The following is a 13,727-nucleotide window of genomic DNA, read 5'->3' on the forward strand; positions in this document are numbered from 1 at the left end:
CCTGGTAGGGGAGATTTTATATTTAGACATTGAAACTTTTTAAGCCCTCCCTTCCGGGGAGGGTTTGGTGGGCTCATTTAAACCTAAACACGCTATCCATCTTAGCGTTATCCTGCGTGCTTACTTTCATATCCGTAATTATGCCTGTTTCAATACTGTATACCCAACCATGTACAGAAAGTGGCTGGCCTTTTGCCCAGGCGTTTTGTACTATTGATGTTTTGCAGAGATTATAAACGTTCTCAACTACGTTTAATTCAACCAGGCGGTCTACACGCTTTTGGTCATCTTCTATGGCTATCAGTTCGTCTGCGTGTATGCGGTAAACATCTTTAATGTGGCGCAGCCAATTGTCAATCAGGCCGTATTCTTTATTACTCATGGCGGCAATTACGCCACCACAACCATAATGGCCGGTTACAATAACATGTTTCACTTGCAAAACGTTAACCGCGTAATCCAGCACAGACAGCATATTCATATCCGTATGGATAACCATATTGGCTATATTACGGTGTACAAATATCTCGCCGGGCGCGGTATTGGTGATCTGGTTAGCGGGTACGCGGCTATCTGCGCAGCCTATCCATAAAACCGGCGGATTTTGCCCGTTAGCTAACTTCTCAAAATACTCCGGATCAAGTGCCAGTGATTTCTCAATAAATTTCTTATTGCCCTCTAAAAGGGTTTCGTAGGTTATATGGTTGGTGTCGTGTATGGGTTTTGCGCACATGGCGTGTTATATTTTTAAGTAGATGATAGTTAATTTTTGGTAAACAGGCGCGTCAGTTTATGCAAGGCTAAATCAGACACGTCATAGTATAATATAGTCAGCAATATTACCGGTACGCAGTAAAAGATGGCAAACTCATACAAATTAAAGAAGTATCCGCCAATTATCCCACCTAAAATATAAAAACCCAGTATAGTGAACCTGATATATATTTTATTCCGCACCAGTTCGGTCTTTTCGGCATTGGGATGTACCCACTCGGCAATATCCCCGCCCAAGTCGGTAAACAGCCCGGTTAGGTGTGATGATTTGATTAATCCGCCCGATATGGTTGACACCAAACTGTTCTGCATCCCCATTGAAAAAAGAATGGTCGCTATTACAATTTCGCGTTCGGTTTGTGTTTCCTGGTAAAAGTTGTGTCCGTATATCGCCACAAAAAGTAAAATAACTATCTCTATAATAACGGGGATAGAATGCGCCCGATAATAGCTCTTATCCTCCAACGACCGTACAATAAAGCTGGATAAAAACGCACCCGCAAAAAACATAAACAGCCATAGCAGGAATATTAATATCTCGTTAAAGTTTTGTTCGACAATATGTTTTGATAAGTTAGCGACATGCCCCGTAACGTTTGATGTAAAAGCCAAAAACGCCACCAAGCCTACCACGTTGGTTATGCCCGATACCATCGCGGTGGACGATGCAAGCATTAAATTTTCGCGAAGTGTGCGGTCACCTTTTGATTGTCTTAGCATGTTGGATTATCCTTTGGATGGTATTAATCCGTGCCTGTTCATTATTTCGCTAATCACTGCCGGATCAGGCGGGACACCGGGTTTAATAGCATTACCGATCTCACGAAAATATGCGGGACCGATAGATGCCGGTGTTAGCACACACAAAGCTTTTGCGTTTGCAGTGCTTTTATTATCATGATGGTGTATTATTCCTCTTGGTATAAAACAATGATCGCCGGGTCGTATGGTAACGTTTTTACCATCAACAATGGATGACAATTCGCCTTCCAATCCATACAGTGCTTCATCAACATCCACATGGTAATGTGCTACCGGCACTTTGGCTCCCGCGGGGATGGTAAGCTCAAACATCACCATTTGGTTATTGGTGTCATCGCCGTCTAATAAAAAATCCAGTTCTAGCTGGCCTATCCGTATTAATTCTTTTGAGGGCATGGCAATAAATCTTAAGGTTGATAAACGTTATAAATATCGACATTGTCGCGCAATTTATCTTTTAATATTAATACTATGTTTCCAAAAAAAAATCCCGGCCTGCAATTGCAGCACCGGGATCACTTCACCCTAAACTAACTTATCTTTATATGTGCGCGGCCATAGCCTCCAGTTCCATTTCATACACATAACCCAGGTTTTGCGAGTCGTGGTTAGACACTTTAAGGTCCTTCACCAGTCCTGTGTTAATATCAACTATCCAGCCATGCACTTCCAGGTCCTGGCGTTCTTTCCAGGCGTTTTGTATAATGGTTGTTTTACATAAATTGTATGCCTGCTCCACAACATTTAACTCCACCAGACGGTTAATTTTGGTTTCCTTATCGGTTATTCGGTCAAGCTCATGGCTATGCAGACGATACACATCTTTAATATGCCTTAACCAGTTATCTATCAACCCATATTGTTTATTACTTAACGCGGCAGCCACGCCACCACAGTTATAATGGCCTGCAACAATAACATGCTTTACCTTTAATACGTTAACCGCGTAATCCAGCACGCTTAGCATATTCATATCCGAGTGATTGCAAACGTTAGCTATGTTACGGTGCACAAATATTTCGCCGGGCTTGGTATTTGTAACTTGGTTGGCAGGTACACGGCTGTCTGAACAACCTATCCACAATACTTCGGGGCTTTGCCCTTTAGATAACTCTTTGAAATAATTAGGATCTTCTTTAAGGCGGGCATCCACCCATTCGCGGTTACCTGATAGTAAAGCTTGGTAGCTTTCTGTTTGGCTAAGCTGTACTTTAATTGGTTTGGCAGTAGGTATAATATCGTTTTTTTGATTTTCAGTCTTCATGATCTTTTAATTAGGATTGTTAATTAATTCTTTCAGTTTAGGCACATCGTAGCGGTCTTTAATGGCAACCAGTTGTACAATAATGGCCTTGGTGTAAGCATTGTGCTTAAAATTGTGGATGATCTCCAGTACGTCCGGGTCAATATACCGGGAGTTGGTGCCGTCAATTATCACCTCAGTTTCTTTTGGCAAACTTGTCAGCTTGATCTGTATAGCCGCTTTGTTTAAAAAAGAAACCTCTTCGGCCAGTTTTATGCGGATGACTTTGCGGTTGGTATTATCCTCTATATGATAGAAATATGGATTACGCATATTGGTGCGCAGTATGTAAAACACACCTACCAGCATACCAATGCCCACGCCGATTAACAAATCGGTTAAAACAACGGCAGCAATAGTTACCACAAAAGGAATAAATTGCGATAACCCCTGGTGCCACATGTGCTTAAACAAGCTTATTCGCGCCAGCTTATAACCGGTAACCAATAATATTGCAGCCAAGCATGACAGCGGGATATAATTGATCAGCGCCGGGATAAATAACAGCGATAATAACAACAATACCCCATGTATAATGGTACTCATTTTAGTACGTGCGCCGGCGTTAACATTGGCTGATGAACGTACAATAACCGCTGTCATGGGTAAGCCGCCAAGCAAACCGCTTATTATATTACCAGCCCCCTGTGCAACCAGTTCGCGATTGGTTGGTGAGATCCGTTTGATCGGGTCTATCTTATCGGCAGCCTCCAAACTTAAAAGCGTTTCTAAACTGGCGACAACGGCAATGGTGATGGCGGTTATCCAAACCTCCTTATTGCCTATCGCCGAAAAGTTAGGCGATTTAAACAAGCCAAAAAACTCGCTTGCGTTAGCTACTACCGGGATGCTTACCAACTGCTTTCCTTTAAGTGCAAGCTCCGTCCCGCCAAATATCAGGCTTAAAATAACCCCTGATAGCACCACTAATAACGGTGCGGGCACAATAGCCAGTTTTTTAAATCGCGGCCAATAGATCATCAGCGCAAGCGAAACAACACTTATAATTACCGCGCCATAGCTTATCCTGGATAATGCACGAGTAATGCCCGAAAAGGTATTGTGATCATCTACCTGGCTAAACCTTTCATCGCCCTCAAAATCGGCATCATAACCAACCGCATGCGGGAATTGTTTCATGATGAGAATGATACCGATAGCGGCCAGCATCCCCTCTATTACTGCCGATGGGAAGTAGTTGGCAATGGTGCCGGCTTTAATAATACCTAAGGCTATTTGTATAACACCGGCTAATAATACGGCCAATAAAAACGTTTCGAACGAGCCTAGCCCGGTAATGGCATTTAACACGATAACGGTTAAGCCTGCGGCCGGCCCGGCAACGCTTAGTTGCGATCCGCTTAAAGTACCAACTACTACACCGCCAATAATACCAGTTAAAATACCGGAAAACAAAGGCGCGCCTGATGCTAACGCGATACCCAGGCATAGCGGCAGGGCCACTAAAAAAACAACAACACTTGAAGGAATATCTTTTTTAAGATTTTTTGGCAAAAAATATTTACCGAGATTAAGACTGCCCATAGCTGTCCCATCTTGCTTTGAATACATATAGAATGATTTGAATTAAAAATTTAAATGAATAGCAATCCATCCCGGAGCAAGGCCCGGGTTATTCATTTAAACGTTTGGAGGGGGCGTGGGTACCACAGGGTGGTAAAGTTGAATAAGCAACGAATGCTCCAAATTATGCAGATAATTTGTTTCAACTAAATAAGGATCGTAGTGAAAAAAAGTAAACAGGTGTTCATCAAAGTTCTTTTTCTCTTTGAAAGCATCTTTATCAGGCTTTTCTTTTTCGTCCTTGCTTTCATGCTCTAACTGCATAATAACCGCACGGGCGGTATCACTATCTAAAAACGAAAATAAAGGCATCAGCGATATGGACATCTTTACAACAAAGACGAACATAAAAAGCATACCTATTATTTTTTTGTTCTTAGTGTTCACTGGCGCAAATATATTGATCTTATAGCTTGTGTTACAACTTTAGTAAACGGCTTTTGTTCAATTTAATTGTTAATTTTAAAATCTTACACTATAATTATATTGTGAATAATAAAATAAAGCAACTAAAACATAAACGCGAACAGGCTTTGGCCGGTGGCGGCGTGGCCCGCGTTGAAAGTCAGCATAAAAAAGGAAAACTTACCGCGCGTGAACGGTTACATTTTTTAATGGACGAAGGCTCGTTTCAGGAAATAGGCATGATGGTTACCCATCGGTCTACCGATTTTGGAATGGAGAAAGAAAAATATCCCGGCGATGGTGTGGTTACGGGGTATGGCACAGTTAATGGCCGGCTGATATACGTGTATTCGCAGGATTTTACCGTTTTCGGTGGCTCGCTGTCTGAAACTCATGCCGAAAAGATCTGCAAGATCATGGAGTTGGCTATTAAAAATGGTGCGCCGGTTGTTGGGCTGAATGATTCGGGCGGTGCCCGGATTCAGGAAGGTGTAGTATCACTGGGTGGTTATGCCGATATATTTTACCGCAATACCATGGCATCAGGTGTAGTGCCGCAGATCTCGGCTATAATGGGCCCTTGCGCGGGTGGCGCGGTTTATTCGCCTGCCATTACCGATTTTATTTTGATGGTAGAGCATACCTCGTACATGTTTGTAACCGGCCCCAATGTGGTAAAAACGGTTACGCATGAGATAGTTACTTCCGAAGAATTAGGCGGTGCAAATACGCACGCTAGTAAATCGGGCGTTACGCATTTTGCCTGCGCTAACGAGATAGAGGCTATCAACCATATTAAAAAACTGCTAAGCTATATGCCGCAAAACTGCGAGGATAAAGCACCGGCTCTACCTTACGACCCAACAAACGAGTTACGCCCCGAACTAAACAATATACTACCCGAAGCGGCCTTGCAACCTTATGATGTGCGCGAGGTGATTACCCACGTAATTGATACCGATTCGTTTTTAGAGGTTCATAAAGATTTTGCCGAAAATATTGTAGTCGGCTTCGCTCGATTGGCAGGCCGCAGCATAGGTATTGTAGCCAATCAGCCCGGCTTTTTGGCGGGGGTTTTAGACAGGCATGCATCAACCAAGGCCGCACGCTTTGTACGTTTTTGCGATAGTTTTAATATCCCATTGTTAGTACTGGAAGATGTACCGGGCTTTTTACCGGGCACCGACCAGGAATGGAACGCCATTATTACCAACGGCGCTAAATTGCTGTATGCATTTTGCGAGGCTACAGTGCCGCGCATTACGGTTATTACCCGTAAGGCCTATGGCGGCGCTTATGATGTAATGAACTCTAAACATATTGGTGCCGATATGAACTTCGCCTGGCCGTCGGCAGAGATAGCGGTTATGGGTGCCAAAGGCGCCGCCGAGATAATATTTAAACGAGAGATCAGCTCGGCAACCAACCCGGAAGCTAAATGGAAAGAGAAAGAACAGCTCTATTCGGAAACCTTTGCCAACCCCTACCGCGCCGCCGAGCGTGGCTTTATAGATGAGGTAATAGAGCCATCAGAAACAAGGCTAAAACTCATCTATGCATTCAAGATGCTGGAGAATAAAATGGTTAATAATCCGAAGAAAAAGCATGGGAATATACCGCTATAAGGGAATTCAAATATTAATATTGTTAAAAAATAGTTTATGACCATAAAAGAAGCCATTATAAAAAGTCTTGAAGATATAAATGGAGTTACTAATTACTTAGCGGTTCTTGATAATATTATAAACAAAAAATATTACGATTTTAAAGAGGCAAAAACGCCTCCGGCAACTATATCGGCTTTACTAGGGGATTTTATTCGCACAGGGGATACCAGAGTGAAAAGGATAAGACAAACTGGAGGAACATATTCTTATTATTTAACAAAAAATGAAAACAATCTTGATCTGATATCATTAACTAACCCTACTTTACAAGTTGAAAATAAAAAAGTTAAGGCAACAGGATATGACGAAAGACATTTACATAAATTATTAAGCAGCTATTTAAAAAACACAGAAATCTATTCAAAAACTATATTTCATGAACAATCCTTAAATAGTAAAGATAATCACCAAAAATGGGTGCACCCCGATATGGTCGGTATTCGATTTTTGAACTTACAAACAAGAGCTAGTCAAACATTTTTAAAAGCAATTAATAGAGTTGACACATTTAAGATTTCATCTTTTGAGATTAAGAAGGAAATCAATTCTGATTACGAATTAAAGAAATCATTCTTTCAGGCTGTTTCAAATTCAAGTTGGGCTAATTACGGATATTTAGTTGCATTTGAAATCAGCGATACATTAACAGAAGAAATGGAACGTTTAAATCAGTCGTTTGGGATTGGAATTATCGAGTTAAAAGCCAATCCCTATGAAAGCAAAATATTATTTCCTCCAAAGTATAGGGATCTTGATTTTAAAACCATTGATAAACTCTGTAAGATCAATAAAGAATTCGAGAGTTTTATTGAACAAACCGAAAAGCTGCTAACAGCTAATGAAAAATACGTTAAAGCTACCGAGAAAGAATTAAATGAGTTCTGTGATTCTTATTTTAACACCGACACAGAGTTTGAAAAGTACTGTATAGAAAAAAACATCCCAACAGAATAGACTTGATCTAAAATATGTACCAATTCAAAGCCGAGCCTTGTGCGATTCCCTCCCGTGGGGAGGGAATCGCACGAGGCCTTGCTTGCATTAATCCAAATATTCCTACTAAATAATTGCCCTTGTATAAAATGTTGCAAATAGAGCAAATCCGCCCCGAACTTACCTGGCGCTTACGCCAGCGGGTATTATACCCCGATTCCAAATTATACGAAATGGAAATGGAGGAGGATAATCATGGCTATCACTTTGGCGCGTTTCAAAATAATGAGTTGGTAGCAGTGGTTTCGTTATTTCAAAACGGTACAGATTTTCAGTTTAGAAAATTCGCGGTAGATGCGCCGGTGCAAAACATGGGTATCGGCAAAATGCTATTAAACTATATTATGGACTTTGCCATCACAGAAGGCGCAGATAGAATATGGTGCAATGCCAGGGTTACGGCCATAGGTTTTTACCTGCGGTATGGTTTTGAACGAACGGGCACTTTATTTAGCAAAGGTGGATTTGATTACGAGATAATGGAGAAAAAGCTTTTAACTAAAAGCTGAAAGACTAAAGCTGGTAGGTTTTATGCTAATTAAAAAAAGCTTTTCGCTTTGTGCTTTAAGCTTTAAGCTAAATATTATATTTGCAACGGCCGGTTAAAAGGGCCAAAATCAACGCTATGTCTAAAAAAAAATCAGATAAAAAAGAGCACGTTACGGTAGTAACCGATAAGTCACTTTCGTTTCTTGAAAAATATATTAATAATGCCTCACCTACGGGTTTCGAGTGGAAGGGCCAGGAGCTATGGCTGGATTACATAAAGCCTTATGTTGATGATCATTATGTTGACAATTACGGCACCGCGGTAGCTATCATTAACCCAAAAGCCGAGTATAAAGTGGTTATTGAAGCTCACGCTGATGAGATATCATGGTTTGTAAATTACATCACCAGCGATGGTTTGATCTATGTTATCCGTAATGGCGGCTCTGATCACCAAATAGCGCCGTCAAAACGTGTTAATATCCATACTGATAAGGGTATAGTTAAAGCTGTTTTTGGCTGGCCGGCTATCCACACCCGCCTAGGCGGCGAGAAGGAAGAAGCTCCGTCACTTAAAAACATCTTTTTAGATTGCGGTTGTACCTCAAAAGACGAAGTGGAAAAACTAGGTATCCACGTAGGTTGTGTTATTACTTATGAGGATGAGTTTATGATATTGAACGACCGCTACTATGTTGGCCGTGCGCTGGATAACCGCGTTGGTGGTTTTATGATAGCCGAGGTTGCCCGTTTGTTGAAAGAGAACAAAAAGAAATTGCCTTTTGGCCTATACATCGTAAATGCCGTACAGGAAGAAATTGGCCTGCGTGGTGCCGAAATGATAGCACATCGCATTAAACCAAATGTGGCTATTGTTACCGATGTTACCCATGATACGCAAACGCCCATGATTAGTAAAATTACCCAGGGCGACCTGGCTTGCGGCCGTGGACCGGTAGTATCATACGCCCCTGCTGTGCAAAATAATCTAAACAAGTTGTTAATGGATACTGCCGAAAAAGCAGACATACCTTTCCAGCGCCAGGCATCGTCACGGTCTACAGGTACAGATACCGATGCTTTTGCTTACTCTAACGATGGGGTACCATCGGCATTGATATCATTGTGTCTGCGTTATATGCATACCACGGTTGAGATGGTGCATAAAGAAGATTGTGATAATGTTATCCGTTTGATTTACGAATCATTATTAAACATCAAAGCCGGGCAAGACTTCAGGTATATTAAATAAACATTTTATTACTTTTAACGTTGACATATGGGGTTATTTACCCTTGCACTTACTATGAAACCTACATTATTAATATTGGCCGCAGGGATGGCCAGCCGTTACGGCAGCATGAAACAAATTGATGGCTTCGGCCCGCATGGCGAAACCATTATTGATTATTCTATCCATGACGCTATAAGAGCGGGATTTGGTAAAGTAAGCTTTATTATTCGCGAAGAATATGTTGAACCGTTTAAAGCCATTTTTGAGCCTAAGTTAGCAGGCAAGATAGAAACAGATTACGTTTTTCAAAACTTTGATCTGAAGCCTTTCGGTATAGATAAAACTATTGAACGTGCTAAACCATGGGGGACAGCCCACGCCGTATTAGCGGCACGTAACCAAATCAACGAGCCTTTTTGCGTTATTAATGCGGATGATTATTATGGTTACGATGCTTTCGAAAAAATGGCTAAGTTTTTAACTACCGAAGCGGATGACACACATTATGCATTGATCGGTTACCAGATAGACAGAACTTTGTCTGATTATGGTTCAGTATCGCGCGGTGTATGCGAGGTTAATACCGAAGGTAACATGACCGAAGTTAACGAGCGTACCGAAGTTTACTTTACAGACGGTGGCAAAGTTGCCTACAAAGATGGAACCGGTGAGCATCCACTACCGAATGATACCCGTGTATCTATGAACTTTTGGGGCTTTACTCCGGCAGTTTTCGAACAAAGCGAACCAATGTTCCGCGAGTTTGTTGAAGCGAATGAAGCGAATCCAAAGGCAGAATTTTTCATTCCGTTAGTTGCTGATAAATTGATAAAAAGCGGCGTAGCATCATTTAAAGTTATTCCAACCGCGTCAAAATGGTTTGGCGTTACTTATAAAGAGGATAAGCCTATTGTACAAAAATCAATTTCAGAATTGATAGAGAATGGTATATATCCGGCCAATCTTTGGAGTTAATAAGCAATTTTTTAAAACATAAAATCCCGCTTAATGGCGGGATTTTATGTTTTAAAAAATTGCCAAATAGGTATGATTAAAATTTCTGAATTTCTTTGATGATCTTATCAGCAGTATAATCACTAACTGCTACCAGTGGTAAGCGTACTTTGTCGCCGCATATACCTAATTGCTTTAGCGCTGTTTTTACACCCGCAGGGCTGCCTTCAACAAAGCAAAGGCGGGTTATGTCTACCAAATCATAATGTCCTTTTTGCGCGCCTTTAAAGTCATAGTTTAAGCAACGGCGTATCATATCAGATGTTTGGCGCGGTAACGCGTTGCCAACTACAGATATAACACCTACGGCACCCAATGCTATCATAGGTAAACTAATAGGGTCATCGCCTGATATCATCAGGAAATCAGCTGGCTTATCGCGCATGATCTGGTTGATCTGGTCGAAATTGCCTGATGCTTCTTTTATACCGACAATGTTTTTAAAATCTTTAGCCAGCCTTACGGTTGTCTCGGCGCTTACGTTGCTGCCGGTACGGCTGGGTACGTTATATAAAATAATAGGTAGTTTAGCATTTTCGGCAATGGCTTTATAATGCTGGTAAATGCCTTCCTGAGTAGGCTTGTTATATTGCGGGCTTGCAGATAGTATCGCGTCATATCCCGCTATATCAAACGCTTTTACCTGTTCAACAACTTCGGCGGTGTTATTGCCGGCAATGCCTGCTACTAAATTTATACGGCCATTTACAACCCCGGCAGTAAACGTTAAAACCTTCTTCTTCTCATCCGCGCTTAATGTGGCGCTTTCGCCGGTTGTACCTAATGACACGATGTACTCTACACCGCCATCAATTAAATAATTGATGAGTTTTTTAAGCCCGTCATAATCCACTTGCCCGTCTGCAAGAAAAGGAGTAACTATCGCTATCCCCGTTCCGTAAAATTTGTTCATGTTAAATACTAAAGGGCGCTAAGATAATAAATTTTGATTAGAGGCTTTTAGCACTTTCGTCATAATATCGAATTTTGAATTTTGAATGTCGAATTTCGAAGTTCGATATTATTTAGAACCCAATCCCCAGCCTTATGGCCGAATGCACATTATTACCGCTATTATACGATTGCCCGTAAAGCAATTTTAGGTTAAGATACCTAATACCAACACCTACCTCATAGTAATTTTTAAGTTCGGGCGAGCTCAAGTAGTTTACGTGAAAAATTTCCTGTAGTTTAAGTTTCCTCAGCAAGGGTATCTTGTTGGCAATAAAGCCCGAAAAATTGTGTTCAAAATGGCCCTCAATATACTCGGTATGGGTGCTGTAGGTATAATAGTTAAGCAATAAAAAACTGTTGATACCGCTTCGGTAAAAAAGGCCTTCGTTACCTTTAAACTGGTTGTAATCTGTAAAAAATAGACTGTTTGAATTGATAAACTTACCCGCACCAATGTAAAATGATGTACGGCCGTAAAGGCCCATAGGGATGTCTGTTTTCATAATATCAGCAGATATCTTATCGTAATCTACATCCGACCCTAATACGTTTTTAATGCCCTTAGTATAGTTTACATCAATTGTAGGATACTTTGATGGTAAATAACGCCTGCCGTTAGGGTAAGTTTCATAACGGTTACTAAAATCATAACTGGCATGGAATGCTATTTTAAATGCCTGGTTTTGCGGAAATAAGGGTACATCAGCAGTAGGTATTAACGGATTATTAGAGGAGTAATCCAAGTCATTATTAGAAAAACTATAGGTCGATGTATTTGGCAGCCAATTGCGATTAGCATACTCAACCGCGGCGCTGGCTCTTAATCCGCCTGATATGCGGCCCGATAACGATGCCGATACAAACTGCTTCTGATAGAGCTTTTGATAGTTCTGCCCCGCAAATAAACTATGAACGGTGTTTGATAGCGTGGTGATAGGCTGCAGGTTATTCATATCCAATACCTCCGACCCTGCATTAAAACCAAACTGAATTTTGTTAATAGGGGCAATAATATTAATATCGCCACTAAAAATATGGTTAGAAAAACCGTACCCTGCATTGGCCGCAAACCTAAAGAAACGGTTGTTTACCGTATCAATCATTTTGGTAAACGCGGCCTTATAGTAAAAAGCAAAACCCTGCACCGTGTTAAAGAAAATATCACCTAATACCGGATCGAAATGATAGTACTCTTTTTTATAACGGTCCCTTAAATCAATACCGCCAAGCACCAGCGTAATAGGTTTAAATTTATTATTAACCTTATCAACCGAATCAATATAAGTTTTCGATTCACGCTTAGCGGCCAGTACTTCTTTCTTTTTATAATCTGTCTTTTCCTCGGCGGTTAGCGGTATGGGGCGTTCCTGGTCCCAATAGGTACTGTCTTTTTTGTTGATGCCTTTGGTAATGCGCAGCACCTCGTTAAAGTCCTTTTTATTAAAGGTAGGGACAAGGTCGTAGTTTTTGTAGACCGATATAAAATATCCGCCAAACTTAAAGCCAAATATTCCTCCCACAAAATCAAAGCTGATGGTTGATGTCATCCAGGCTTTGTTATTAACCGGCACAAACTGTTGGTTAATTTTTATGGTATCAACAATATTAATATTGGCTTTTTTGGTGATGTATAAGTTAACGCCAACCAAGCGCCAGCTATCATCCTGTATATAAATATAGCCTTCGAAACAAGGATCGTGCGCGCGGCGGGGGATAACCTTTATTTTGTTAACGGTTTTGCCATTCTCGACAGTCTCGCCAATCCAACGGTAGTTATAGTAAAAAAAGGCATTGTCGGCTATGGGCGATATTAAGGGTCTTAAACTAACCCGACCCCAATCCTCATAATTTTCATAAAAATTTACCCGCATATCGGTAGCGCGGTTAAAGCTAAACGCCCGGTTGCTGCCCGATACTTTTGACGATATCATTTCCTCATGCACATTGCCGGGGTACATATAACTATACTTAGATTCGGACTCTGACAGGTATATTATACCCCTGCGGTTGGAGTCGAGGCCCAGTTGTTTCCCTATATCATCTATATTGCGGCCCAGAAACTTTTTAGGCGCGTCAAGTAGTTTTTGTAAGCCTTTTATGTAAACATCTGCGGTATACGCCTTTACTTCATTAAGATAAGTTTTGCGTTTTTTTATCGCTTTGCGAATGATGGCATAAGCCGGATCCTTACCGCCAACGTTAACGGCCTGTAACTGGTAGGTTTCAATGCTTAGTGTTATATTAACGGTTTTGTTTTGTTGCAGATCAACCGTGCGGCTTTCCTGCTTATAGCCTACCGCTTTGTATTGGATAACATACTGACCGGGTTTTAAATAAAGGCCATATTCGCCCTCGCTATTGGCCGATGCACCCTGGGTAGTGTTCTGAATGTAAACACTGGCAAAAGGCACAGCATTACCGGCATCATCAGTAATCTTACCACTTACCTTAAATTGTTGAGCAAATATTTTAGTCGTTATTAATAAAAATAAAAAACAAATTAAGGTTGGCCGCATGCAGAAGATAAGTTTATGCGAAGATGCATTTA

General features: G+C 41.1%; 13 protein-coding genes. 5 read left to right on the forward strand and 8 right to left on the reverse strand.

Annotated features, from left to right (window positions below; translation table 11 throughout):
- Positions 1-73 precede the first annotated feature (73 nt).
- The 6 genes from can (JWQ34_RS16100) to JWQ34_RS16125 all read right to left on the reverse strand — a co-directional run bounded on the left by can (JWQ34_RS16100) (position 74) and on the right by JWQ34_RS16125 (position 4,810).
- Positions 74-733 carry a carbonate dehydratase gene (gene can, locus JWQ34_RS16100; protein WP_299358914.1) on the reverse strand — a complete coding sequence of 220 codons (660 nt, stop codon included), beginning with the start codon at positions 731-733 and terminating at the stop codon, positions 74-76.
- 29 nt (positions 734-762) lie between these two features.
- Complete coding sequence (locus JWQ34_RS16105) at positions 763-1,494, reverse strand: YoaK family protein (RefSeq protein ID WP_299358916.1); 732 nt, start codon at positions 1,492-1,494, stop codon at positions 763-765.
- A gap of 6 nt (positions 1,495-1,500) precedes the next feature.
- Positions 1,501-1,932, reverse strand: coding sequence for a cupin domain-containing protein (locus tag JWQ34_RS16110; RefSeq protein WP_299358918.1), 432 nt, complete (start codon positions 1,930-1,932; stop codon positions 1,501-1,503).
- A gap of 145 nt (positions 1,933-2,077) precedes the next feature.
- The gene (gene can / locus JWQ34_RS16115; RefSeq protein ID WP_299358921.1) at positions 2,078-2,800 is read right to left on the reverse strand and encodes a carbonate dehydratase; all 723 of its coding nucleotides are present in this window, start codon (positions 2,798-2,800) and stop codon (positions 2,078-2,080) included.
- 6 nt (positions 2,801-2,806) lie between these two features.
- Positions 2,807-4,411: a SulP family inorganic anion transporter gene (locus tag JWQ34_RS16120; RefSeq protein ID WP_299358923.1), complete on the reverse strand. Its 1,605-nt coding sequence runs from the start codon at positions 4,409-4,411 to the stop codon at positions 2,807-2,809.
- A gap of 69 nt (positions 4,412-4,480) precedes the next feature.
- Positions 4,481-4,810, reverse strand: coding sequence for a hypothetical protein (locus JWQ34_RS16125; RefSeq protein WP_299358925.1), 330 nt, complete (start codon positions 4,808-4,810; stop codon positions 4,481-4,483).
- A 101-nt stretch (positions 4,811-4,911) separates the two neighbouring features.
- Between JWQ34_RS16125 and JWQ34_RS16130 the strand changes: the two genes are divergently transcribed.
- The 5 genes from JWQ34_RS16130 (at position 4,912) to JWQ34_RS16150 (ending at position 10,186) form a co-directional block, all read left to right on the forward strand.
- A complete protein-coding gene (locus JWQ34_RS16130) occupies positions 4,912-6,453 on the forward strand; it encodes an acyl-CoA carboxylase subunit beta (protein ID WP_299358927.1) in 1,542 nt (513 codons plus the stop codon).
- 36 nt (positions 6,454-6,489) lie between these two features.
- Complete coding sequence (locus tag JWQ34_RS16135) at positions 6,490-7,449, forward strand: hypothetical protein (protein WP_299358928.1); 960 nt, start codon at positions 6,490-6,492, stop codon at positions 7,447-7,449.
- Between the two features lie 128 nt (positions 7,450-7,577).
- Positions 7,578-7,997 (forward strand): GNAT family N-acetyltransferase, encoded by a 420-nt coding sequence (locus JWQ34_RS16140; protein ID WP_299358930.1) that lies wholly within the window; start codon positions 7,578-7,580, stop codon positions 7,995-7,997.
- Positions 7,998-8,113: 116 nt separating this feature from the next.
- Positions 8,114-9,229 carry a M42 family metallopeptidase gene (locus JWQ34_RS16145; RefSeq protein ID WP_299358932.1) on the forward strand — a complete coding sequence of 372 codons (1,116 nt, stop codon included), beginning with the start codon at positions 8,114-8,116 and terminating at the stop codon, positions 9,227-9,229.
- Positions 9,230-9,283: 54 nt separating this feature from the next.
- Positions 9,284-10,186 carry a sugar phosphate nucleotidyltransferase gene (locus JWQ34_RS16150; protein WP_299358934.1) on the forward strand — a complete coding sequence of 301 codons (903 nt, stop codon included), beginning with the start codon at positions 9,284-9,286 and terminating at the stop codon, positions 10,184-10,186.
- Between the two features lie 76 nt (positions 10,187-10,262).
- Here JWQ34_RS16150 and dapA read toward each other — a convergent pair whose 3' ends face one another.
- Both dapA and JWQ34_RS16160 read right to left on the reverse strand, forming a co-directional pair.
- Complete coding sequence (gene dapA / locus JWQ34_RS16155; RefSeq protein ID WP_299358936.1) at positions 10,263-11,138, reverse strand: 4-hydroxy-tetrahydrodipicolinate synthase; 876 nt, start codon at positions 11,136-11,138, stop codon at positions 10,263-10,265.
- A gap of 112 nt (positions 11,139-11,250) precedes the next feature.
- Entirely contained in the window at positions 11,251-13,695 is a 2,445-nt protein-coding gene (locus JWQ34_RS16160) for a DUF5686 and carboxypeptidase regulatory-like domain-containing protein (protein ID WP_299358938.1), read from the reverse strand.
- Between the last annotated feature and the right edge of the window lie 32 nt (positions 13,696-13,727).

This window comes from Mucilaginibacter sp. (genome assembly GCF_028288185.1).
Taxonomy (GTDB): Bacteria; Bacteroidota; Bacteroidia; order Sphingobacteriales; family Sphingobacteriaceae; genus Mucilaginibacter.